15 protein-coding genes are annotated in these 22,970 nt (G+C 69.9%); 5 read left to right on the top strand and 10 right to left on the bottom strand.

The window, feature by feature from the left end; all coding sequences use genetic code 11:
• Nucleotides 1-287: 287 nt before the first annotated feature.
• The 7 genes from AC1DTW_RS10660 to AC1DTW_RS10630 form a co-directional block, all read right to left on the bottom strand.
• Complete coding sequence (locus tag AC1DTW_RS10660; protein WP_477981049.1) at nt 288-1,271, bottom strand: transglutaminase family protein; 984 nt, start codon at nt 1,269-1,271, stop codon at nt 288-290.
• Nucleotides 1,272-1,282: 11 nt separating this feature from the next.
• On the bottom strand, nt 1,283-3,781 hold the full coding sequence (locus AC1DTW_RS10655) for a circularly permuted type 2 ATP-grasp protein (RefSeq protein ID WP_477981048.1): 2,499 nt from the start codon (nt 3,779-3,781) through the stop codon (nt 1,283-1,285).
• Between the two features lie 68 nt (nt 3,782-3,849).
• The gene (gene glsA / locus AC1DTW_RS10650) at nt 3,850-5,751 is read right to left on the bottom strand and encodes a glutaminase A (RefSeq protein WP_477981047.1); all 1,902 of its coding nucleotides are present in this window, start codon (nt 5,749-5,751) and stop codon (nt 3,850-3,852) included.
• Between the two features lie 6 nt (nt 5,752-5,757).
• Nucleotides 5,758-9,168, bottom strand: a complete 3,411-nt coding sequence (locus AC1DTW_RS10645) for a transglutaminase family protein (RefSeq protein ID WP_477981046.1) — start codon at nt 9,166-9,168, stop codon at nt 5,758-5,760.
• Between the two features lie 49 nt (nt 9,169-9,217).
• Nucleotides 9,218-10,186 (bottom strand): alpha-E domain-containing protein, encoded by a 969-nt coding sequence (locus AC1DTW_RS10640; protein ID WP_477981045.1) that lies wholly within the window; start codon nt 10,184-10,186, stop codon nt 9,218-9,220.
• Nucleotides 10,187-10,202: 16 nt separating this feature from the next.
• Nucleotides 10,203-11,639 (bottom strand): circularly permuted type 2 ATP-grasp protein, encoded by a 1,437-nt coding sequence (locus AC1DTW_RS10635; RefSeq protein WP_477981044.1) that lies wholly within the window; start codon nt 11,637-11,639, stop codon nt 10,203-10,205.
• A 54-nt stretch (nt 11,640-11,693) separates the two neighbouring features.
• Nucleotides 11,694-14,132: a DNA internalization-related competence protein ComEC/Rec2 gene (locus AC1DTW_RS10630; RefSeq protein WP_477981043.1), complete on the bottom strand. Its 2,439-nt coding sequence runs from the start codon at nt 14,130-14,132 to the stop codon at nt 11,694-11,696.
• Nucleotides 14,133-14,251: 119 nt separating this feature from the next.
• On the opposite strand from AC1DTW_RS10630, the gene AC1DTW_RS10625 reads away from it, so the two are divergent.
• A complete protein-coding gene (locus AC1DTW_RS10625) occupies nt 14,252-14,725 on the top strand; it encodes a RidA family protein (protein WP_477981042.1) in 474 nt (157 codons plus the stop codon).
• The gene (locus AC1DTW_RS10620; protein ID WP_477981041.1) at nt 14,725-15,195 is read left to right on the top strand and encodes a disulfide bond formation protein B; all 471 of its coding nucleotides are present in this window, start codon (nt 14,725-14,727) and stop codon (nt 15,193-15,195) included. The genes AC1DTW_RS10625 and AC1DTW_RS10620 overlap by 1 nt, the downstream gene beginning before the upstream one ends.
• On the opposite strand, the gene AC1DTW_RS10615 is transcribed toward AC1DTW_RS10620, so the two are convergent.
• The 3 genes from AC1DTW_RS10615 to AC1DTW_RS10605 all read right to left on the bottom strand — a co-directional run bounded on the left by AC1DTW_RS10615 (nt 15,196) and on the right by AC1DTW_RS10605 (nt 20,263).
• Nucleotides 15,196-15,720: a pyridoxamine 5'-phosphate oxidase family protein gene (locus AC1DTW_RS10615; RefSeq protein ID WP_477981040.1), complete on the bottom strand. Its 525-nt coding sequence runs from the start codon at nt 15,718-15,720 to the stop codon at nt 15,196-15,198.
• A gap of 148 nt (nt 15,721-15,868) precedes the next feature.
• Nucleotides 15,869-18,193, bottom strand: a complete 2,325-nt coding sequence (parC, locus tag AC1DTW_RS10610) for a DNA topoisomerase IV subunit A (protein ID WP_477981039.1) — start codon at nt 18,191-18,193, stop codon at nt 15,869-15,871.
• A 57-nt stretch (nt 18,194-18,250) separates the two neighbouring features.
• The gene (locus AC1DTW_RS10605; RefSeq protein WP_477981037.1) at nt 18,251-20,263 is read right to left on the bottom strand and encodes a DNA topoisomerase IV subunit B; all 2,013 of its coding nucleotides are present in this window, start codon (nt 20,261-20,263) and stop codon (nt 18,251-18,253) included.
• Between the two features lie 239 nt (nt 20,264-20,502).
• Between AC1DTW_RS10605 and AC1DTW_RS10600 the strand changes: the two genes are divergently transcribed.
• Genes AC1DTW_RS10600 through dapA form a run of 3 tightly spaced genes read left to right on the top strand, consistent with a single transcriptional unit; the run spans nt 20,503 to nt 22,937 of the window.
• Nucleotides 20,503-21,450, top strand: a complete 948-nt coding sequence (locus tag AC1DTW_RS10600) for an aldo/keto reductase (protein ID WP_477981036.1) — start codon at nt 20,503-20,505, stop codon at nt 21,448-21,450.
• Between the two features lie 3 nt (nt 21,451-21,453).
• Nucleotides 21,454-22,059, top strand: a complete 606-nt coding sequence (locus tag AC1DTW_RS10595) for a class I SAM-dependent methyltransferase (protein WP_477981034.1) — start codon at nt 21,454-21,456, stop codon at nt 22,057-22,059.
• Nucleotides 22,056-22,937 carry a 4-hydroxy-tetrahydrodipicolinate synthase gene (gene dapA, locus AC1DTW_RS10590; protein ID WP_477981033.1) on the top strand — a complete coding sequence of 294 codons (882 nt, stop codon included), beginning with the start codon at nt 22,056-22,058 and terminating at the stop codon, nt 22,935-22,937. The genes AC1DTW_RS10595 and dapA overlap by 4 nt, the downstream gene beginning before the upstream one ends.
• Nucleotides 22,938-22,970: the final 33 nt, after the last annotated feature.

Raw genomic sequence — 22,970 nt, 5'->3', positions numbered from 1 at the left:
CGAACCATCCCGGGCCTTGCGGCGCCTCCTGGACGTCGTCGCGCTGCAGCGCATGCAGCGTGCGCTGCGAAACGAGCGTGGGCGCGGCGCGGCGGTTGACGACGACACCGTGCACGTTGAACTGGAAGCGGGCCATTTTCTCTCTCCGGTCGATGCGTTCGATGCGAGAGAGTCTCGGCGGCGCCAGCGTTCTCGAACATCCCCGCAAGGTCGGAACGAGGGCCGGAACTCGGGGGTGGCGACAGCGCCGCAGCCCCACTCCCCCGATCGGGGGAAGGGACCGGCGATCAGGCCGGCATCACGCTGACCTCGACCTCCATGCGCTGGTCGCCGCCGCCGAAGATCACGCCGCGCAGCGGCACCACGTCGGCGAAGTCGGCGCCCCAGGCAAGCGTGATGTAGCGCTGGTCGGCGAGCTGGTCGTTGGTCGGATCGAACTCGACCCAGCCGTGCTGCGGCGAGTAGGCCGCAACCCACGCATGCGATGCGTCGGCCCCCATCAGGCGCGCCATGCCGGGCGGCGGATCGGTCAGCAGGTAGCCCGACACGTAGCGCGCCGGCAGACCGTGGCCGCGCAGGCAGGCGAGCATCAGGTGCGCGAAGTCCTGGCAGACGCCGCGCCGCTGGTAGAGCACCTCGTCGACCGAGGTGCTGACGGTCGTGGCGCCGGGCTCGAACTCGAAGTCGTCATGGATGCGGCGCATCAGCTCCGTGACCGCATCGAGCCACGGACGCCCGCGCCCGAAGGACTTGCTCGCATAGTGGCGTGCACCTTCGGAGAGCGGCACCAGCGGCGTCGGCTCGCTCATGCTCGCGGGGATCAGGTCATCCTGCTGCGGCTCGCGGCGGATCGCATCGCGCACGCCCTCCCAGGTCAGCGGCGCAGCGGCGCCGCTCACCGAGCCCTGGCTCTGCGCCTGCATCGGGCTCGGCGCGCCGCCTGGCAGCTGCACTTGCATCTGCATCTGCACCTGCGTCTGCGCCGGCAGCGCCGCGGCGGCCGGGCGCTCGTTCACCTCGACCAGGCACTCCATGCGCACGCGCAGCATGCGGTGCGCGCCATGCATGCCGAAGTGCGTGACGCGGTTGCCGAAGCTGTCGAGCTCGTCGCGGCGCTCGTCGGCCTTCGGCTCGATCGTCAGCGTGTACGACAGCAGCGTCTGCCAAGGGAGCATGCGCGGCGTCAGGCGCGCGAGCTGCCACGATTGCGAGACCGGCGCGGTGTACGCATAGCGCGTCTCGTGCTGGACGGTGTAGCGCTGCGGGGTCATCGCCGTCGCCATCACGCCACCAGCGACAGCACGCTGCGCGACGCCGCGTGCGAGAAGAACTTCAGCGTCAGTTCATCCGACACCGCGCCGGCACAGCGGCGCAATTGCTCGAGCACCTCGGCGAGCGCCTCGCTCTCGGGCTGCAGATCCTGCGGCGCCAGGTCGCGCAGCGCGGCCTGCGCCGGCGCGAGCACGTCGCTCGCGAAGCGGCCGTGGCTGAGCTCGAGCTTCGCGACGTATTCGACCAGGCCCTTGACCTGGAACGCGATCGAACGCGGATTGGTCTCGTCGCGCATCAGGATGTCGAGCACCGGCAGCCATTCGGGCGCGACGAGGTAGCGCGAGCGGTACGTGCCGGTCGAGTCGGTCAGGTCGAGCAGCCAGTCGAGGCCGTGCGACGCGCCCTCGTTCGTCGCGACCTGCAAGGTCGCGCACAGGTGCGACAAGCGCTCGATGCGCCGCCCGATCGACAGGAAGCGCCAGCCCGAGCTGCGCGTCATGCCGTCGAGCACGTAGCCCGACAAGGTCATCATCGAGGTCACCGCACGGTCGAGCCAGCTCAGTGCCAGCGGCAGCGCGGCGCCGCGCTGGAACACCGGATCGGCGGCGAGCTGGTTCAAGGTGCGCCAGTTGTCGGCCGACATCCGGTCGCGCAGGTTGAACGCGGCGCGCGACAGCTGGCGCAGCCGGTTCGCGAGCGCCTCGTCCGGATGCGTCGCGGCGCGCAGCAGCGCGACGCTCGCGTCGGCGGTGTCGTCGATCAGCCCGAGCCGGTGCGCGAGCACGATGGCCGGTGCGATGCCGTCCGACGGCTCGGCCGCGTGATCGAGCACGCCGGCGATCGCGACCCGCAGCACGCGCACCGCGTTGTCGCAGCGCTCGCCGTAACGGCCGTACCAGAACAGGTTCTCGGCGGCGCGCGACGGCAGGTTGACGCGCGAGCCGACCAGGTCGTCGGGCTTCACGGTCGTCGACAGCAGCGAGAACGACGCGTTGACCGGCGCGCCCGACAGCACCCAGGTATCTTTCGAACGGCCGCCGCGCTGCATCGCGATCACGCGCGATTCGCCGTCGACCGCGACGCGGGTCAGCCCGCCCGGCATCACGCGGTAGCCGTTCGGCGTCGCGACCGCGAACACGCGCAGGCCGACCGCCCGCGGCGCGAGCGCCTCCTGGGGTCCGCGCGCTGCGAGCGCCTCTTGCGGACTGCGCGAGGCCCGCGACTGCTCGAGCACCGGCGCCTGCGACACGTGCACCCACTCCTGCGCGACGAAGCGCTGCGGCCGCGCCGCGACCCTGGCGCGCAGCAGGGTGCGCTCGTCGTGCGTCAGGTCGGCGCCGAACAGCGCGGGCTCGCGCACCGAGCGCTCGAGCGGCTTGATCAGCAGCTTGTCGAGGCGCTTCCAGGCGTCGTCGAACGCAGCCGGTTCGCCGAGCCACCAGGTCGCGACCGAGGGCAGCTTCAGGGCCTCGCCGAGCAACTCCTCCGAGAGCTTCGGCAGATAACCGAGCAGCGCACCCGACTCGATCACGCCCGAGCCCAGCGCGTTGCCGAGGAACACGGTGCCGCGGCGCGCGCAGTCGGTCAGGCCGGCGACGCCGAGCGCCGAATCGGAGCGCAGCTCGAGCGGGTCGCAATAGTCGTCGTCCTGACGGCGCAGGATCGCGTGGACGCGCTTCAGGCCCTCGACCGTCTTCATCCAGACGCAGCCGCTGCGCACCGTCAGGTCACTGCCTTCGACGAGCGGAAAGCCGAGGTAGCGCGCCAGCAGCGCATGCTCGAAGTAGGTTTCGTTGTACGGCCCCGGCGTCAGCAGCACGGCCAGCGGCGGGCCTTCGCCGGCCGCCGGCTTGGGCGCCCAGTGCAGCAGCGAATCGCGCACGCCGGCGAAGAACGACGCGAGGTGCTGCACGTTCAGGTCCGAGAACATCTGCGGGAACACGCGCGAGACGACGAGCCGGTTCTCGAGCGCGTAGCCGGCGCCGGACGGCGCCTGCGTGCGATCGCTGACGACCCACCAGCTGCCGTCGGGTGCACGCGCGAGATCGGCCGCGTACTGGAACAGGTGCACGCCGCCGGCCGGGCGCACGCCCTTCACCGGGTGCAGGAAACCGCTGTGGCCGAACACCACCGGCGCGGGAATCGCGCCGCTGCGCAGCAGGGTCTGCGGGCCATAGATGTCGGCGAGCACGCGGTTCAGCAAGTCGGCGCGCTGCGCGATGCCGGCGGCGATGCCTTCCCATTCGTCGGCCGACAGCAGCAGCGGCAGCGGATCGACCTCCCAGGGCCGGTCGGCGCCCTTCGGGTCGGCGTAGACGTTGTAGGTGATGCCGTTCTCGCGGATCTCCCGCTCCATCAGCGACAGCGTGTCGCCGATCTCCGGACCCTCGCGCGCGGCGAGCGAACGCAGGAACGCGTCCCAGTGCGGGCGCGGCTCGCCCGGCGCCGCCAGCATCTCGTCGAAGCGGCTGTCGGGGACGGCGTAGGCGGCCAGCAGGTCTCTCAGCATCGATGGGTTTCGATCTTCACGGACTCGCATTGTCGCCTCGCGCCACGGGCTGACATCCAGCTGTCACATCATCCTGCCAGCGCCGTCACTTCCTGGCTCAGGCGGTTCACGATCTCGTGTGCGCTGCGCAGCATGTTCTTCAGCAGTGCGATCTCGATCTCCGGGTGGCTCGCGCCGAGGCGCTCGAACGCCTGCGCGTCGAGCACGCGGCATTCGACGGCGGTGACGGCGATCACGTCGGCCGAGCGCGTGCCGCCGTTGACCATCGCGAGTTCACCGAAGCTCAGGCCGGCCGACAGCGTCGAGAGCCGCTTCGGCGCGCCGACGGCCGACGGCAATGCCACCTTCACCTGTCCGCTCGTGATCAGGTACAGCACCTGCGCCGAATCGCCGTGGCTGACGATGTACTGCCCCGGCTTGTAGCGGCGCAGTTCGAGCAGCGGTTCGAGGACCGCGATCGCGGCCGGTTCGAGGTGCCGGCACAGGTCGTTGCCGGCAAGCGGCACGACCGGCGCCTGGCCCGCGCTGCCGGTCGCGGCGAGCAGGCCGTTCTCGCACCACTCGAGCGCGCCGTCGAGGTCGGGCAGGCACACGAGGCGCCACGCGGCACCGGCCGCCAGGCGCTGCTCGTCGAGCGTGCGCAGCAGGCGCCCCTGGCGCTCGCAGGACGCCAGCACGACCTGCTGGCCGCGCGCGTGCAGCGTCTCGATCAGGTCGAACAGGATGCGCGCCGCGGGGCCGCCGACCGCGGTCACGCGCTTGAAATCGAGCACCGCGGTCGTCAGGCCGGCGCCGCGCTCGATGACGGCGCTGACCAGCGCTTCGATCGCCGGGAACAGCAGGTCGCCCTGCAGCTCGTAGACCCGCACCGTGCGGCCCGCCTGTCGGATCAGGCCGCGCTCGGACTCGGGCCGGCGCCGCTTCGAGTTCACCTCGGCGAGGCTGTACTGCGCGCGAAACACCGAACGCGACGGGCGTGCGCTGCGCAGGAAGTGCAGGTCGAGGTCGCGCGAAAGATCCTTGCAGACCTCGAGCCCGCGCACGCTGTTGCCGTGCGCATCGAGCCGCGGCGAGAACACGCCGATGCCGAGCTGCCCCGGCAGCACGACCATGATGCCGCCGCCGACCCCGCTCTTGGCCGGCATGCCGACGCGAAACACCCACTCGCCGGCGGCGTCGTAGAGGCCGCAGGTCGTCATCACGCTCAGCACCCGTTCGACGTGCACGGTGTCGAGCGCGCATTCGCCGGTGACCGGGTGCACGCCGCCGTTCGCCAGCGTCGCCGCGATCAGGCCGAGGTCGCGGCAGTCGACCGCGACCGAGCACTGGCGGAAGTAGAGGTCGAGCGCCGCGTCGGGGTCGTCGACGATCTCGAAATTGCGCAGCATGTGGCCGATCGCGCGGTTGCGATGACCGGTGCTGCGCTCCGATTCGAAGACCTCGTTGTCGATGTCGAGCGGTCGGCCGGCGTACATCGAGTAGACGGCCAGCAGGCGTGCCGCCTTGTCCTGCGGCGAGTGGCCGCGCACCAGTGACGCCGCGGCGATCGCGCCGGCGTTGATCATCGGGTTCAGCGGGCGGCCGGTGCCGGGCTCGAGGCTGATCGAGTTGAAGAGGTCGCCGGTGGGTTCGACGCCGATGTGGCGCAGCACCTCGTCGAGCCCGCGATCGGCGAGCGCGAGGCCGTAGGTCAGCGCCTTCGAGATCGACTGGATCGTGAAGCGCTGGCGCGCATCGCCGACCTCGTAGACGCGGCCGTCGGTCGTCGCGATGCAGATCGCGAACTGATCGGGGTCGACGGTCGCGAGCTGCGGGATGTAGCTCGCGACCGCGCCGTCGCGCAGGCCCGCATAGCGTGCGTGCAGGCCTTCGAGGTAGCGCTGGATCGGCGACGCGGGCTGCATCGCGGGCCCGGCGGCGTCGGTGCCCTGCAATGCAGCCAGCACGGCCGGCTCCGGACCGGCACCCATCGGCGTTCAGGCCCGCCGCAGGTCGAGCGTGAACGGGAAGTTCGGGTTGCGCTCTTCCTTCGGCACGCTCAGATGGCCCGGCGTGTGCCCGGTGCGGAAGAAGCGCGCCAGGCGCCGCGCCTCGGCCTCGTAGGCGTTGACCGGGAAGGTGTCGTAGCTGCGCCCACCCGGGTGCGCGACGTGGTACTGGCAGCCGCCCATCGAGCGGTTCATCCAGCCGTCGACCAGGTCGAAGACCAGCGGCGCATGCACGTCGATGCTCGGGTGCAGCGCCGACGGCGGGTTCCAGGCCCGGTAGCGCACCGCGCCGACGAACTCGCCGACCTTGCCGGTCGGCTGCAGCGGGATCGCGCGGCCGTTGCAGGTCAGCACGTGGCGGTCGCCGACGAGGCCGGTGACATGCAGCTGCAGGCGCTCGACCGACGAATCGACAAAGCGCGCGGTGCCGCCGACGGCGCCCTCCTCGCCCATCACATGCCAGGGCTCGAGCGCGAGCCGCAGCTCGACGTTGACGCCCATCGCGGCGAAGTCGCCGAGGCGCGGAAAGCGGAACTCGAGGTGCGGCGCGAACCAGTCGAGCTTGACGGGATAGCCGGCCGCGTTCAGCTCGGTGACGACATCGCCCAGGTCCTGCCAGATGAAGTGCGGCAGCATGAAGCGGTCGTGCAGCTCGGTGCCCCAGCGCTTCAGGCGCTCGGGCCGATACGGGTCTTGCCAGAAGCGCGAGACGAGCGCGCGCATCAGCAGCTGCTGCGTCAGGCTCATGCGGGCGTGCGGCGGCATCTCGAACGCGCGCATCTCGAGCAGGCCGAGGCGCCCGGTCGGGCCGTCCGGCGAGTACATCTTGTCGATGCAGAACTCGGCGCGGTGCGTGTTGCCCGACACGTCGATCAGCAGGTTGCGCATCAGCCGATCGACCAGCCACGGCGGCACGTGGCCGTTCTGCGCGGTGATGCGCTTCAGCTCGGCGAACGCAATCTCGATCTCGTAGACCGAATCGTTGCGCGCCTCGTCGACGCGCGGCGCCTGGCTCGTCGGCCCGACGAACAGGCCGGAGAACAGGTAGCTCAGCGCCGGGTGGTTGTGCCAGTAGCCAACCATGCTCGCGAGCAGATCGGGGCGGCGCAGGAACGGCGAGTCGGCGACGGTGGCGCCGCCGAGCACGAAGTGGTTGCCGCCACCGGTGCCGGTGTGGCGGCCGTCGAGCATGAACTTCTCGGTCGACAGCCGCGTCTCGTGGGCCGCCTGGTACAGGTGCGTCGCCTGGTCGACGAGCTCGCCCCAGCTGTGCGCCGGGTGCACGTTGACCTCGATCACGCCCGGGTCGGGCGTCACGCGCAGCAGCGCGAGGCGCGGGTCCTTCGGCGGCTCGTAGCCCTCGAGGATGACCGGCAGCTTCATCTCGAGCGCGGTGTCTTCGATCGCGCAGACGAGTTCGAGGTAATCCTCCAGCGCGGTCGCCGGGGGCATGAAGATGTAGAGGCGGCCGTTGCGCGGCTCGGCACTCATCGCGGTGCGCGTGACATGCGCGGCCGATTCGAAGCGTTGCGGCGCGCGCGGCGCTGCGGCGGCCACGCTGCTGGTCGGCGAGCGATCGCCGCTCAGCGCGGCGCGCGAGCGATCGGCGAAGCTGCTCGACGCAGGCGCGCCGGCCGCCGATGACGATGCAGCGCCCGCAGCCGGCCCCGCTTCGCTGGCGCCGTTCGCGTAGCGCAGCCGGCGATACGGCGGCAGCGGTGCGAACGGCTGGGTCTGGTCGGGCGGGTAGACCCACGGCAGGTCGCTGTCCTTCGCCCACGGCTGCGAGTCGAGCGGCAGGCGGTAGCCCATCGCCGAATCGCCGGGGATCAGGTAGCAGCGCTCGGCTCGCAGGAACCACGGGCCGCTCTGCCAGCGAGGCGCGCCGAGGGGGTTGCGCGCGACCGGGAACACGTGGCCGACGACCTTGTCCAGCCCCTGCGTGAAGATCTTGCGGATGCGGTCGCGCTCGAGCGGGTCGGCCAGGCGCGCGTCGAACGGGTCCACGTTGGTCGGCAGCTTGCGCTCGCGCCACAGGTAGTACCAGGTGTCTTCATAGGCCGGGAACACGTACTTCGGATCGAGCCCGAGCCTTTTGGCGACGCCGGCCAGGAAGCGATGCGCATGCGCCTCGGTGACCCCGTAGTCCTCGTGCTCGCTGGCGAAGAGCTCCGGATGCGTCCAGACCGGCTCCTTGTCCTTGCGCCAGAACAGGTTCAGCGACCAGCGGGGCAGTTGCTCGCCGGGGTACCACTTGCCCTGACCGTAGTGCAGCAGGCCGCCGTCGCCGTACTTCTTGCGCAGCTTGTCCATCAGGTCGGCACTGAGCAGCCGCTTGGTCGGGCCCATCGCCTCGGTGTTCCACTCGGCGCCTTCGCGGTCGTCCACAGAGACGAAGGTCGGCTCGCCGCCTTGCGTCAGGCGCACGTCGTTCTTGCGCAGGTCGTGGTCGACCTGGTGGCCGAGCGCGTCGATCGCGCGCCACTGCTCTTCGGTGTACGGCAAGGTGACGCGCGGCGCCTCCCAGACGCGCGTGACCGACATCGAATGCTCGAACGTCGTCTCGCACTCGTCGATCGCGCCGCTGACCGGCGCGGCCGAGCCGGGCTCGGGCGAGCACGCCAGCGGGATGTGGCCTTCGCCGGCGAGCAGGCCGGAGGTCGGGTCCAGGCCGATCCAGCCGGCGCCGGGCAGGAAGACCTCGCACCAGGCGTGCAGGTCGGTGAAGTCGACCTCGGTGCCGCTCGGGCCGTCGAGCGACTTGACGTCGCTCTTCAGCTGGATCAGGTAGCCGGAGACGAAGCGCGCCGCGAGACCCAGGTGGCGCAGCAGCTGCACCAGCAGCCAGCCGGTGTCGCGGCACGAGCCGCTCGCGTTGACCAGCGTTTCTTCGGGCGTCTGCACGCCGGGTTCCATGCGCACGAGGTAGCCGATGTCGCGCTGCAGTTTCTGGTTCAGCGAGACCAGCCAGTCGTTGGTCGGCGTCTTCTCGCGCGGGATCGTCGCGAGGTAGGCGGCAAACGCGGGCGTGGCCGCTGCCTTGATCAGATACGGCGCGAGCTCGGTCGCGACCTCGGGCTCGTACGCGAACGGATAGTGCTCGGCCGACGGCTCGAGGAAGAAGTCGAACGGGTTCAGCACCGCCATCTCGGCGACCAGGTCGATCTCGATGCGGAACGACGTGGTCTTGTCGGGAAACACCAGCCGCGCGAGGTAGTTCGATTGCGGGTCCTGCTGCCAGTTGATGAAATGCGTGGCGGGCTCGACGCGCATCGAGTAGCTCAGGATGCGCGTGCGCGAATGCGGCGCCGGACGCAGCCGCACGATCTGCGGGCCGACGTGGATCGGCCGGTCGTAGCGGTAGTGCGTGACGTGATTCAGCGCGACGTGGATGGACATTGAGTTTCCAGAGTTTGATTCGAACGCGTCACGGAATTGTTTGGGAAGCTCACGCTGCGACCGGTACGAGGAAGTCGCGGCTGATGCCGACCCCGAGCGTGCCGACGCGTTCGAGGAACTGCGTCAGGTACGCGTGCAACCCGGTCGCGAGGATCTCGTCGATGCGGCCGTAGCGCAGGTCGGACTGCAGCCGGCCGGCCTTGCGCAGCGTCTCGGTCGACTGCTCGTTCGCGACCATCTTCAGGTTCGTCACGACCTCCTGCATGCAGGCCGCGAGCGAGCGCGGCATGTCGGCACGCAGGATCAGCAGCTCGGCGACCTTCTCGGGCCGGATCACGTTGCGATAGGCCTTGCGGTAGACCTCGAAGCCGGACACCGAGCGCAGGATGCCCGACCAGTGATAGAAGTCGACCTCGATGTCGCGCCCGGCGACGCCGCCGCTCGCGCCGTGGTACTCGCTCTCGACCGCGTGGAACTTCACGTCGAGCAGCCGCGCGGTGTTGTCGGCGCGCTCGAGGAAGCTGCCGATGCGCAGGAAATGGAAGGCCTCGTCCTGCAGCATCGTGCCGACGGTCACGCCGCGCGAGAGGTGCGAGCGGAACTTGACCCACTCGAACAAGGTGCTCGGGTCGCGCAGGAACGATTCGTTCGCGACCATGCGCTGGAACTCGAGCCAGGTCTGGTTCTGCGTCTCCCAGACCTCGGTCGTCAGCGTGCCGCGCACCGCGCGCGCGTTCTCGCGCGCCGCCTGCAGGCAGTTGCGGATGCTCGAGCCGTTGGCCTCGTCGCTGACCATGTAGCGCAGCACGCTGTCGGGCGTGACGGCGCCATAGTGCTTGGCAAAATCGCCGCTCAGCTCGCTGATGCCGAGCAGGCCTTTCCAGCCGGTCTCGGCCTCGGCCGCCGACTGCGGCATCAGCGAGGCCTGGTAGTTCACGTCGAGCATGCGAGCGGTATTCTCAGCCCGCTCCATGTAGCGCGCCATCCAGAACAAGTGATCGGCAGTTCGTGAAAGCATCTCGTTGTCTCCCTGATCAGGCTTCCAGCACCCAGGTGTCCTTGGTCCCGCCGCCCTGTGACGAGTTGACGACCAGCGAGCCCTCTTTCAGCGCGACGCGCGTCAGGCCGCCCGGCACCATCTGCACCTCCTTGCCGGAGAGCACGAACGGCCGCAGGTCGATGTGGCGCGGCGCGATGCCGCTGTCGACATAGGTCGGGCAGGTCGACAGGCTCAGCGTCGGCTGGGCGATGTAGCCGCTCGGGTTCGCGAGCAGCGCGCCGCGGAATTCGGCGATCTCGGCCTTGCTCGCGGCCGGCCCGATCAGCATGCCGTAGCCGCCGGCGCCGTGCACCTCCTTGACGACGAGTTCATCGAGGTTCGCCAGCACGTACTTCAGGTCTTCTTCCTTGCGGCACATGTAGGTCGGCACGTTGTGCAGGATCGGCTTCTCGCCGAGGTAGAACTCGATCATCTTCGGCACGTACGGGTAGATCGACTTGTCGTCGGCGACGCCGGTGCCGATCGCGTTCGACAAGGTCACGTTGCCCGCACGGTAGGCGCCGAGCAGCCCGGCACAACCGAGCGTCGAATCCTTGCGGAAAACCTGCGGGTCGAGGAAGTCGTCGTCGACGCGGCGGTAGATCACGTCGACCCGTTTCGGCCCCTGGGTCGTGCGCATGTAGACGAAGTTGTCCTTGACGAACAGGTCTTGCCCCTCGACCAGCTCGATGCCCATCTGCTGCGCCAGGAACGCATGCTCGAAGTACGCGCTGTTGTGCATGCCCGGCGTCAGCACGACGACGGTCGGCTCGTTGACCGACGGCGGCGCGACCGAGCGCAGCGTCTCGAGCAGCAGGTCGGGATAGTGCGCGACCGGTGCGACACGGTGCTGGCTGAACAGCTCGGGGAACAGCCGCATCATCATCTTGCGGTCTTCGAGCATGTAGCTCACGCCGCTGGGCACGCGCAGGTTGTCTTCGAGGACGTAGTAGCTGCCGCTGCCATCGGTGTTCGCGGCGCGGATGATGTCGATGCCCGAAATGTGCGAGTAGATGCCACCGGGCACGTCGACGCCCATCATCTCGGGGCGGAACTGCGCGTTGTTCAGGATCTGCTCGGCCGGCACGTGGCCGGCCTTGATGATCTCCTGGTCGTGGTAGACGTCGTGGATGAAGCGGTTCAGCGCCGCGACGCGCTGCGCCAGGCCCCTCTCCATCTCCAGCCATTCGTGCGACGGGATCACGCGCGGAATCAGGTCGAACGGGATCAGGCGTTCGTTGCCGTGACCGTCCTCGTCCTTCTCGCCATAGACCGCGAAGGTGATGCCGACACGCCGGAAGATCACCTCGGCCTCGTCGCGGCGCGACAGCATCACGTCATTGGGTTGCTGCGATAGCCAACGGTCGTAGCCGCGGTAGTGCTCACGCACAGTGTTGGCATCGGCGCGCATTTCGTCGAAGCTGGGTCTCATGGGCACGTCTCCTCGAGCACAGGGTAGCAAATATCAGGCCAATGGCAGCCTCGACTAGGGATCGTAAGCGGCCGCGTGATGCCAGTAGCGGCGCGCGTTGTCACGGTGACACAGGCCTGCGGCCGGGCCGTCCGCGTTGCCGATGAAGGCACCGCAGGTCGGCGTGCTCTCGATGGCGATGCCGCGCTCGCGGTAGCGCTGCAGCACCTCGGGCGCCGGGTGACCGAAGCGGTTGCGGTACCCGGCCTGGAATACCGCGACCCGCGGCGCCACCGCATCGACGAAGGCCGGCGTCGACGATGTCTTGCTGCCGTGGTGCGGGACGACCAGCACGTCGCTGCGCAGCGCGTCCGGGGCGCCGGCGAGCAGCGCCGGTTCCCGGGAGGCGAGCAGCGCCAACTCCTGCCCGCGCTCGATGTCACCGGTCAGCAGCACGCTGCGCCCGGCGCCTGCCACGCGCAGCACGCATGACATCGCGTTCGATTTCAGTCCCTGTCGGTAGTCGTCGGCGAGCGGCCGCAGGATCTCGAAGCGCACGCCGTCCCACGCCCAGGCCTGGCCCGCGTGGCAGCGCGTCGCGTGGCGCGCGAGCGCGAGCAGCGGGTGCTCCGTCTCGAGCGAGCTCAGCACATCGTCGACCGGCAGCGCCTTCAACAGCGCGCCGGCGCCGCCGACGTGATCGAGGTCGCGGTGGCTCAGCACGAGCCGGTCGATGCGCAGCTCACCGCGGGCGCGCAGCAGCGGCAGCAGCACACGCTGGCCGGCGTCGCTCTCACGCGAGTATTGCGGCCCGGCATCGAACACCAGCAGGTGCGAGCGCGTGCGGATCAACACCGATGTGCCCTGCCCGACATCGAGCGCGAGCAGATCGAACGCGCCCACCGGCGGCAGCTCGCGCGGCGGCACCAGCAGGGGCAGCAGCAGCGGCACGGCCAGCAGCCGCGCGCGGCGCGGCAGCGGCAGCACCAGCAGCACCGCGCCGACCAGCGCGGCGAACTGCGACCAGCGCGGCGCGACCGGCACGAGCCAGACCGCACCGGGCGTGGCGGCGAGCCAGCCCAGCGCCGCGTTGAGCTGCTGCACGACGGCGGCGCCGAGCGTCCACAGCGGCACCAGCACGACGCCGAACAGCGCCAGCGGCGTGATCACCAGCGTGACCAGCGGGATCGCGATCAGGTTCGCCGCGAACCCGACCACCGAGACCTGCTGGAAGAACACCAGCGACAGCGGCGCCAGGCCGATCGTCGCGACCGCCTGCGCGCGCAGGTCGCCGCGCAGCGCGGCCCACGCGCGCCGCGGCCAGCCGCGCCAGCCGGGCGCGGCCGACGCCGCGATGCCCGCTGTCGAGGGCTTCGGCGACGACGCCATCAGCAACCCGACCGCGACGAACGACAGCCAGAAGCCCGCTTGCAGCAAGGCCCACGGGTCGAGCGCGGTGACCACGACGGCGGCCAGCAGCAGCACCAGCGGCCACGGCCAGCGCACGCCGAGCGTCTGCGCCAGCGTGACGACGGCGAGCATCCAGATCGTGCGCTGCGACGGCACGCCCCAGCCCGAGAACACCGCGTATGCCGTCGCACAGACGAGACCGCCCCAGCGTGCCGCCAGCGGCGCCGGCAGCCGCAACGCAGCGCGCGCGCTGCGCCGCCACAGGCGCGCGATCAGCGCGCCGGCGAGCCAGGCGAACATCGTGATGTGCAGGCCGCTGATGCTGACGAGATGGGCCACCCCGGTGTTGCGGTACAGGTCCCAGTCCTCGCGTTCGATCGCGCCCTGGTCGCCGATCGACAAGGCCGCGAGCACGCCGGCCGCGCGCGGGTCCGGCACGCTCGCTTCGATCGCGTCGCGCACGCGCTGGCGCAAACGCTCGACCGGGAAGCCCGCCGCGCGCTGCAGCAGTTCAGGTGCCGGCGCGTCGCGCACATAGGCGGTCGCGCGCACGCCCTGCTCGAACAGCTGCATCTCGTAGTCGAAGCCGTGCGGGTTCATGTTGCCGTGCGGCTGGCGCAGGCGCAGCGTGAAACGCCACCGTTGGCCGGCGCGCAGTTCGCTCTGCGGCTGGCTCAGCACCGCGTCCTCGTGCTGGCCCTTGTACCAGCCGACCGCGAGCACCGGCGGCACGCGCACCGGTCGCCCGCTCAGCAGGGCCGCATCGACCTCGAATCGAAAGCGCAGGCCGGCCGCGCTGCGCTGCGGCAGGGTCGCGACGACGCCGGTGACGCTCAGCTCACGATCCTCGAGCGCGGCCGGCAGCCCCTCGGCGAGTCGCAGCGAGGCGCGCACATTCGCTGCGCCGAACGCCAGCAACGCGGCGCCGATCACGCCAGCCCCGAAGGCGCGCGGCCAGCGCGCCGCGACGACCAGCGCGACGAGCCCGCAAACGAGCAGCGCAGCGCTCAGCGGCCCAGCCGGCAGGCTGCGCTGCTGCAGATGCAACGCGACGCCGCCGAGCCACGCCAGCGCCAGCGCGGCGAGGCGCCAGCCGGTGTCCATCCTCCCGGTCATGACCCAGTGTAGGTGCGGCAATGCGGGCCCTGTCCGGCTCGGCAGGCCGAACCCGCGGTGTAGCATCGGCGCTCTTCGCAGCTACCGGGCCGCCCGCCCTGACGCCCATGTCGACTGCCAGCACCTCCATCTACGACCGTCTCAAGGAGCTCGGCATCACGTTGCCGGCGGTGGCCACGCCCGCCGCCGCGTATCTGCCATTTGTGCAGACCGGCAACCTGGTCTTCCTCTCGGGCCACATTGCCAAGCGCGAGGGCAAGGCCTGGGTCGGTCAGCTCGGGCGCGACATGGTCACCGCGACCGCGAAGCACGCGGCGCGCGCGATCGCGATCGACCTGCTCGGCACGCTGCATGCCGCGGTCGGCGACCTGAACCGCGTCGAGCGCATCGTCAAGGTCATGAGCCTGGTCAACAGCACGCCCGAGTTCACCGAGCAGCACCTCGTGACGAACGGCTGCTCCGAGCTGCTCGCCGAGGTCTTCGGCGCGAAGGGCGCGCATGCGCGCAGCGCGTTCGGCGTCGCGCAGATCCCGATGGGGGCCTGCGTCGAGATCGAGCTGATCGCGCAAGTCGCCGCGTGATGCGGGCGACTTCGCTGTTCGGCGCGGTCGGGCTCGCGTGCCTGCTCGCGGTCGGCGCCGCGCTGGTCTCGCAGCATGTGTTCGGCATGCAGCCCTGTCCGTGGTGCGTGCTGCAGCGGGTGATCTTTCTCGCGATCGCGATCGCGTGCGGTCTCGGACTGCTCTGGCGCAGCGGCACCGGCCGCAGGCTCGCGGCCGGCCTCGGCCTGTTGCTGGCGCTGGCCGGTGTCGCGGCCGCGCTGTGGCAACACTTCCAGGCGGCAGCGTCGGCCTCGTGCAACCTGACGCTGGCCGACAAGATCGTCAGCGCCTGGCTCGGCCTGGACAGTTTGTGGCCCGACGTGTTCTCGGCCCGCGCGAGCTGCGCCGACGCGGCGGTCTCGCTGCTCGGCATTCCGTATGACTTCTGGAGCCTCGCGCTGTTCGCGGGCATCGGCCTGACCTTGTTGCGCCCCCTGCGCCTGCGTTGATCAGTTCATCCGGATCTCGGCATGCTCGCCGGGCTCGATCAATCGCCGGCCGGTGATCGCAGCCTTCGCGCGGTGATAGAGCTGGATCAGCCGGCTCTCGCCGACATCCCAGTAGTGCGCCTGCGCGATCCGCACACGCACCAGCGCCAGGTCGGGATCGTCCGCGCCGCCCGGAAACCAGGCATCCGCCTGGCGCGACCACAGCTGCCGCTTCTTCGCGATGTCTTCGACGATCGCCGCGTTGCCCGATACCGAAACATAGCGGTCTTCGCCGGGGTCGGCATAGGCCACGTTGACGGCCGGATCGGCCAGGATGTCGGCGACCGGTTCACCGCCACGCGACATGAAGAACCAGAGGTTCGCGTCTTCGTCGAGCCGCGAGTTCTGCGTCGTCATCGGCCGCGATTGAAGTTGGCCGCCGTGCTGGCGCGTCGTGAACATCGCGAAGTGGATGTCCTTGATCAGGCTCCACAGCGTGCTGCGAGCATGGATGGGGTCGGCGGTCGGCCGTGCTGTTCGGCTCATCGCGGGATCGATCCTTCGTCGGGTGGACGGCGCGCGGCCCATCGGCCGCGCCCACTCGACATTGCAACAAGCGATGCGCCGGATCACGATCAGGCGCGAGGCCTGCAGCGTGTAGGAGGTGTCCGGCTCGTGCGGGACCGTCGCGTCGTCAGTCGGCGCGCAGCACGCGCATTGCCTTCTGCATCACATCCTGCAGCCTGCCCTTGCGCGCGCGCTTGCCGGCGTAGGCGGCGAGCGCGGGCGGGCGCAGCAGCTCGTCCTTCGCCTTGCCGCCGCGGCCGGTGCCGAGCACTTGCAGGTTCGCGCCGAAGGCCGCGACGCTGACCAGCGCGTCCTTCGCGTCCAGATCGATCAGCGTCAGGCCGCGGCCGCCGTTCGACTGCAGCTTGAGCTCGTCGAGCGGGAACACGAGCAGGCGCCCGGCCAGCGTCAGGCACGCGGCCTGGGTCGTGCGCGCATCGATCAGGCTCGGCGGCAGCGGTTTCTCGTCGGCCTCGAGGCTCAGGAAGCTCTTGCCGCCGCGCTGCCGCGCGAGCAGGTCGCCCGCCCGCGCGAGCAAGCCGAAGCCGCCGGTGCCGGCGAGCAGCAAGGTCTGCTGCGCCGGGCCGGCGAAGTAGTGCGCCGGCTGCGTGCCCGATTCGAGGTCGATCAGCGAGGTGATCGGCTGGCCGTCGCCGCGGCCGCCCGGCAATTGCGCGACCGGCGTCGAGTAGACACGCCCGTTGCCGCCGAACACGATCAGCGCGTCGACGCTGCGACACGCGAAGGTGCCGTAGAGCGCGTCGCCGGCCTTGAACGCGAGCGTGGCCGCATCGACCTCGTGACCCTTCAGCCCGCGCACCCAACCCTTCAGGCTGACGACGACGGTGATCGGCTCGTCGATGACCTTCACTTCCGCGATCGCCTTCTTCTCGGCCTGGATCAGCGTGCGGCGCTCGTCGCCGTGCACTTTCGCGTCGGCCTCGATCTCCTTGATCAGCGTGCGCTTCAACGAAGCCGGGCTGTTCAGGATCTCTTCGAGCTTGCCCTGCTCGACGCGCAGTTCCTTGAGCTCCTGCTCGATCTTGATCGCCTCGAGGCGCGCGAGCTGGCGCAGGCGGATTTCGAGGATGTCGTCGGCCTGTGTCGGGCTCAGGCGAAAGCGATCGATCAGCGCAGCCTTCGGTTCGTCGGCCGCGCGGATGATGCGGATCACCTCGTCGATGTTCAGCAGCACCAGCTGCCGGCCCTCGAGCACGTGGATGCGCGCGAGCACGCGGTCGAGCCGGTGGCGCGTGCGCCGCTGCACCGTGACGGCGCGGAACGCGATCCATTCGGCCAGGATCTGGCGCAGGCTCTTCTGCGTCGGCCGGCCGTCGGCGCCGATCATCGTCAGGTTGATCGGCGCCGAGCTTTCGAGCGAGGTGTGCGCGAGCAAGGTCGTGATCAACTCCTGCTGCAGGGTGGCGCGCGTCTTCGGCTCGAACACGATGCGCACCGGGGCGTCCTTGCTCGATTCGTCGCGCACGGCGTCGAGCACCGCGAGCACGCCGGTCTTCAGCTGCGCCTGCTCGGTCGACAGCGTCTTCTTGCCGGCCTTGACCTTCGGGTTCGTCAGCTCCTCGATCTCTTCGAGCACCTTCTGCGTGCTCGCGCCCGGCGGCAGTTCGGTGACGACGAGCTGCCACTGGCCGCGCGCGAGGTCTTCGATCTTCCAGCGCGCGCGCACCTTCAGGCTGCCCCGGCCCGAAACGTACGCAGCGCGGATCTCTTCGGTGCTGCTGATGATCTGGCCGCCGCCGGGGTAGTCGGGGCCCGGGATCAGCGCGGCGAGTTCGTCGTCGGCCAGGCGCTCGTTGCGGATCAGCGCAATCGCCGCCGCCGCGATCTCGCGCAGGTTGTGGCTCGGCACCTCGGTCGCGAGGCCGACCGCGATGCCGCTCGCGCCGTTCAGCAGCACGAACGGCAGGCGCGCCGGCAGCTGGCGCGGCTCCTGTTCGGAGCCGTCGTAGTTCGGGATGAAGTCGACCGTTCCCTCGTCGATCTCGTCGAGCAGCAGCCGCGTGATCGGCGCGAGGCGCGCCTCGGTGTAGCGCATCGCCGCGGCGCCATCGCCGTCGCGCGAACCGAAGTTGCCCTGGCCGTCGACGAGTGGGTAGCGCTGCGAGAAGTCCTGCGCCATGCGCACCATCGCGTCGTACGCGGCGGTGTCGCCGTGCGGGTGGTACTTGCCGAGCACGTCGCCGACCACACGCGCGCTCTTCACCGCCTTCGGCCCGGACGCGCCCGAGAACGCCAGCCCCATGCGCTGCATCGAGAACAGGATGCGCCGCTGCACCGGCTTCTGGCCATCGCAGACGTCGGGCAGCGCACGGCCCTTCACGACGCTCAGCGCGTATTCGAGGTAGGCGCGCTCGGCGTACTGCGCGAGTCCGACGGCGTTGTTGCTGCCGTCGTCGGGCACGGTCGAGAACAGATCGGGTTCGGAAGTCATGCGGTCATTTCAGTCAAGCGGATTGCGTATCTGGGCGCCGGGGCCGTGTCGGCCCACTCACACGTCGACCTCGACCTCGTCGCCGTGCAGCTCCATCAAATCGCGCCGCGCCTGTGCCTCGCCCTTGCCCATCAGCTTGGTCAGCGACGCGACGGTCGCGTCGAAGCCGAACGCCGTGAAGTCGGTCTGCAGCAGGCGGCGGGTGTCCGGGTTCAGCGTCGTGTCCCAGAGCTGCTCGGCGTTCATCTCGCCCAGGCCCTTGAAGCGGCCGATGCTCCACGAGTTCTCGCGCGCCCCCTCTTTGCGCAGCTTGTCGAGCGTCGCGTTCAGCTCGCCCTCGTCGAGCGCGTAGATCTTCGCCGCCGGGCGCTTGCCGCGTGCCGGCGCGTCGACGCGGAACAGCGGCGGCTTCGCGATGAAGATGCGGCCGGTCTCGACCAGCCGCGGAAAGTGGCGCAGGAACAGCGTCAGCAACAGCACCTGGATGTGCGAGCCGTCGACATCGGCGTCGCTGAGGATGCAGATCTTGCCGTAGCGCAGGCCCGACAGATCGGGGGCATGCCCGTCGGGATACGGACCCGGCCCGTGCGGATCGACACCGATCGCGACCGCGATGTCGTGGATCTCGTTGTTCGCGAACAGCCGGTCGCGCTCGACCTCCCACGCGTTGAGCACCTTGCCGCGCAGCGGCAGGATCGCCTGCGTTTCCTTGTTGCGGCCCATCTTCGCGCTGCCGCCGGCCGAATCGCCCTCGACGAGAAAGATCTCGTTCAGCGTCAGGTCGCGGCTCTCGCAATCGGTCAGCTTGCCCGGCAGCACGGCGACGCCCGAGCCCTTGCGCTTCTCGACCTTCTGGCTCGCGCGCTGGCGCGTCTGCGCCTGGCGGATCACGAGGTCGGCGAGGCGCTTGCCGAAATCGACGTGCTGGTTCAGCCAGAGTTCGAGCGACGGCTTCACGTAGATCGACACCAGCCGCAGCGCATCGCGCGAATTCAGACGCTCCTTGATCTGGCCCTGGAACTGCGGGTCGAGCACCTTCGCACTGAGCACGAAGCTGGCGCGCGAGAACACGTCCTCCGGCATCAGCTTGACGCCCTTGGGCAGCAGGCCGTGCACATCGATGAAACCCTTGACCGCGCCGAACAGGCCGTCCTTCAGGCCCGACTCGTGGGTGCCGCCGGCGACCGTCGGGATCAGGTTCACGTAGCTCTCGCGCATCGGCGCGCCGTCCTCGGTGAACGCGACGCACCAGGCGGCGCCCTCGCCTTCGGCGAAGTTCTCGCGGATCGCCGAATCTTCGCCGCCGTCGGCGTAGTGCTCGCCCTCGAACAGCGGGATCACCGGGTCCGCGTTGAGCGACTGCATCAGGTAGTCGCGCAGGCCGCCCTTGTACAGCCAGGTGGTCGTCTCGCCCGACTTCTCGATCGTCAGCGTGACCGTCACGCCCGGCATCAACACCGCCTTGCTGCGCAGCAGGTGCGTCAGGTCGGGCTTCGGCAGCTCGGCGCTTTCGAAGTACTTCGGATCGGGCCAGGCGCGCACGGTCGTGCCCGCGCGCCGGTCGCCCGCCGCGGTCTTGCGCAGCACCAGCGGCTCGATCACGTCCCCGCCCGAGAACGCCAGCTTCGCGACCTGTCCATCGCGCCAGACGCCGACCTCGAGCCTTCGAGACAAGGCGTTCGTCACGCTGACGCCGACACCATGCAACCCGCCCGAGAAGCTGTACGCGCCGCCCGCGCCCTTATCGAACTTGCCGCCGGCATGCAGCCGCGTGTAGACGATCTCGACGACGGGCGCTTGCTCTTCCGGGTGCAGCCCGAACGGAATGCCGCGCCCATCGTCCTCGACGCTCACCGAGCCGTCGCTGTGCACGACCACGTCGATGCGCTTGCCGTGACCGGCGAGCGCCTCGTCGGCCGCGTTGTCGATCACTTCCTGAATGATGTGCAGCGGGTTGTCGGTGCGGGTGTACATGCCGGGCCGCTGCTTGACGGGCTCGAGGCCCTTCAGCACGCGGATCGATGCCTCGCCATAACTGCCGCTGGAAGCGCTGGGTTGCTTGGTTGCCATGGGCGCGGATTCTAGGAGCCTGTCGGGCATTGGATTGGGCCCGCGCCGAGGCGAGTCGCGGTGCCAGACTAGGCGCCGGCGAGGCCGCGTGGCTTGGCCACACAACGAGGCGGCAACGACGGATGGTGCCGCGAATCGCCTCGGCCCGGAGGGTTGGGTCTGCAAGGGGGCCCAATCCAATGCCCGACAGGCTCCTAAGCCTGCAAGAATCGAGCTGTATGGACTCACAGGGGACGTGCATGGAATACCGTGAACTCGGCCGCTCGGGCCTGCAGGTGTCGAGGCTGTGCCTCGGCGGCAACGTGTTCGGCTGGACTGCCGACGAGGCGATCTCGTTCAGCCTGCTCGACGCCTGGGTCGACGCCGGCATGAACTTCGTCGACACCGCCGATGTGTACTCGCGCTGGGCGCCGGGTCACCACGGCGGGGAGTCGGAGACCGTGATCGGCAGGTGGCTCAAGCGCAGCGGCAAGCGCGACCGGGTCGTGATCGCGACCAAGGTCGGCAAGGACATGGGCGATGGCCGGGTCGGGCTCGGCGGCGACTACATCCGGCGCGCGGTCGAGGCCTCGCTGCAGCGCCTGCAGACCGACGTGATCGATCTGTACCAGTCGCACGACGACGACCCGAACACGCCGCTGGCGGAAACGCTGGGCGCCTATGCCGACCTGATCCGCGCCGGCAAGGTGCGTGCGATCGGCGCGTCGAACCACAGCGCGGCGCGGCTGTCGGAGGCGCTCGCGGTCAGCGCGAAGCTCGGACTGCCGCGCTACGAAAGCCTGCAGCCGCTCTACAACCTCGTCGAGCGCGCGGCGTTCGAGGCCGAGCTCGAGGCGGCCTGCGTGGAGAACGGCCTGGGCGTGATCAACTTCTACGCGCTGGCCAGCGGCTTCCTGACCGGCAAGTACCGCGGCGAGACCGACCTCGGCAAGAGCGCGCGCGGCCAGGGCGTCAAGAAGTACCTGAGCGAGCGCGGGCTGCGCGTGCTCGCCGCGCTCGACGCGGTGGCGCAGCGGCTGAACGCGACGCCGGCACAGGTCGCGCTGGCGTGGCAGATCGCGCGGCCCAGCATCACCGCGCCGATCGCGAGCGCCACCTCATTGCCGCAGCTGAGCGGCCTCGTCGCCGCGGCGCGGCTGCGGCTCGATGCCGACGCGATTCGCGCGATCGATGCCGCGAGTGCCTGAACGGTGACCACCGCCCATCCGACGCTGGTCGCATCGGCCTGGGTGCGACGCTGGTCGCACCTCGTTCCGGCCGGGGCCAGCGTGCTCGACGTCGCCTGCGGCAGCGGGCGGCACCTGCGCTGGTTCGCGCAGCGCGGTGCGCGCGTCACCGGTGTCGATCGCGACGCGGCGGCGGTCGCGTCGCTGGCCGAGATCGCCGAGATCGTCGTCGCCGACATCGAGGTCGGCCCATGGCCTCTCCCGGGTCGCACCTTCGATGCGGTCGTCGTCACGAACTACCTGTGGCGTGCGCGCCTGCCTGACATCCTCGCCAGCGTCGCGCCGGGCGGCGTGCTGGTCTACGAGACCTTCGCGGCCGGCAACGAGACCGTCGGCAAGCCGTCGAATCCCGCGTTCCTGCTGCACCCGGGCGAGCTTCTGCAGCTCGCGGCGGGTCTGCGTGTCGTCGCGTTCGAAGACGGCTTCGAGCCTGCGCCGGCGCGCTTCGTGCAAAGAATCGTTGCGGTGCGCGACGACCCCTCGCAAACCCCAGCGCCGCGGCGCTTCCGGCTCGTGCCGGAGCCCTCGCCCGGGCGGGTAAAATCTCGCGATTCAGAGGATTCCGCATGAAACCCATTGTTGGCAGCATCGTCGCGCTGGTCACGCCGATGCACGAGGACGGCAGCGTCGACTACCCCGCGCTGCGCCGCCTGATCGACTGGCACATCGCCGAAGGCACCGACTGCATCGGCGTGGTCGGCACGACCGGTGAATCGCCGACCGTGACGGTCGAAGAGCACTGCGAAATCATCCGCGTCGCAGTCGAGCACGCGAAGGGTCGCGTGCCGATCATGGCGGGCACCGGCGGCAACTCCACCGCCGAGGCGATCGAGCTTTCGCGCTTCGCGCAGCAGGTCGGCGCCGACTGCACGCTGTCGGTCGTGCCCTACTACAACAAGCCTTCGCAGGAAGGCATCTACCGCCACTTCAAGGCCATCGCCGAAGCCGTCGACGTGCCGATGGTCCTGTACAACGTGCCCGGCCGCACCGTTGCGGACATGCAGGTCGAGACCGCGCTGCGCCTCGCGCAGGTCCCCGGCATCGTCGGCATCAAGGAAGCCAGCGGCGCGATCGACCGCGCCGCGTGGCTCGTCAAGCTCGCGCCGCCCGGCTTCTCGATCTACTCCGGCGACGACAGCACCGCGGTGGCGCTGATGCTGCTCGGCGGCCACGGCAACGTCAGCGTGACCGCGAACGTCGCGCCGCGCGCGATGCACGCGCTGTGCACTGCGGCGCTCGCCGGCAATGCGCGCGAGGCCGCGGCGATCCACCTGAAGCTGCTGCCGTTGCACAAGACCTTGTTCGTCGAGTCGAGCCCGGCGCCGACGAAATGGGCAATGGCCAGACTCGGCCTGTGCGGCGCCGCGCTGCGCCTGCCGATCACGCCGTTGACCGAAGCGGGCCAGAAGTCGGTCGAGCAGGCGATGCGCGAGTCGGGCCTGCTTTGAACCTGCCGCAGTACCCGGCCGGTCCTTCTGTCT

The sequence above is a fragment of the Rhizobacter sp. P5_A1 genome (genome assembly GCF_056400745.1).
Note: the sequence above shows the minus strand (reverse complement) of the source record. Positions and strands in the feature narration are given on the sequence as shown.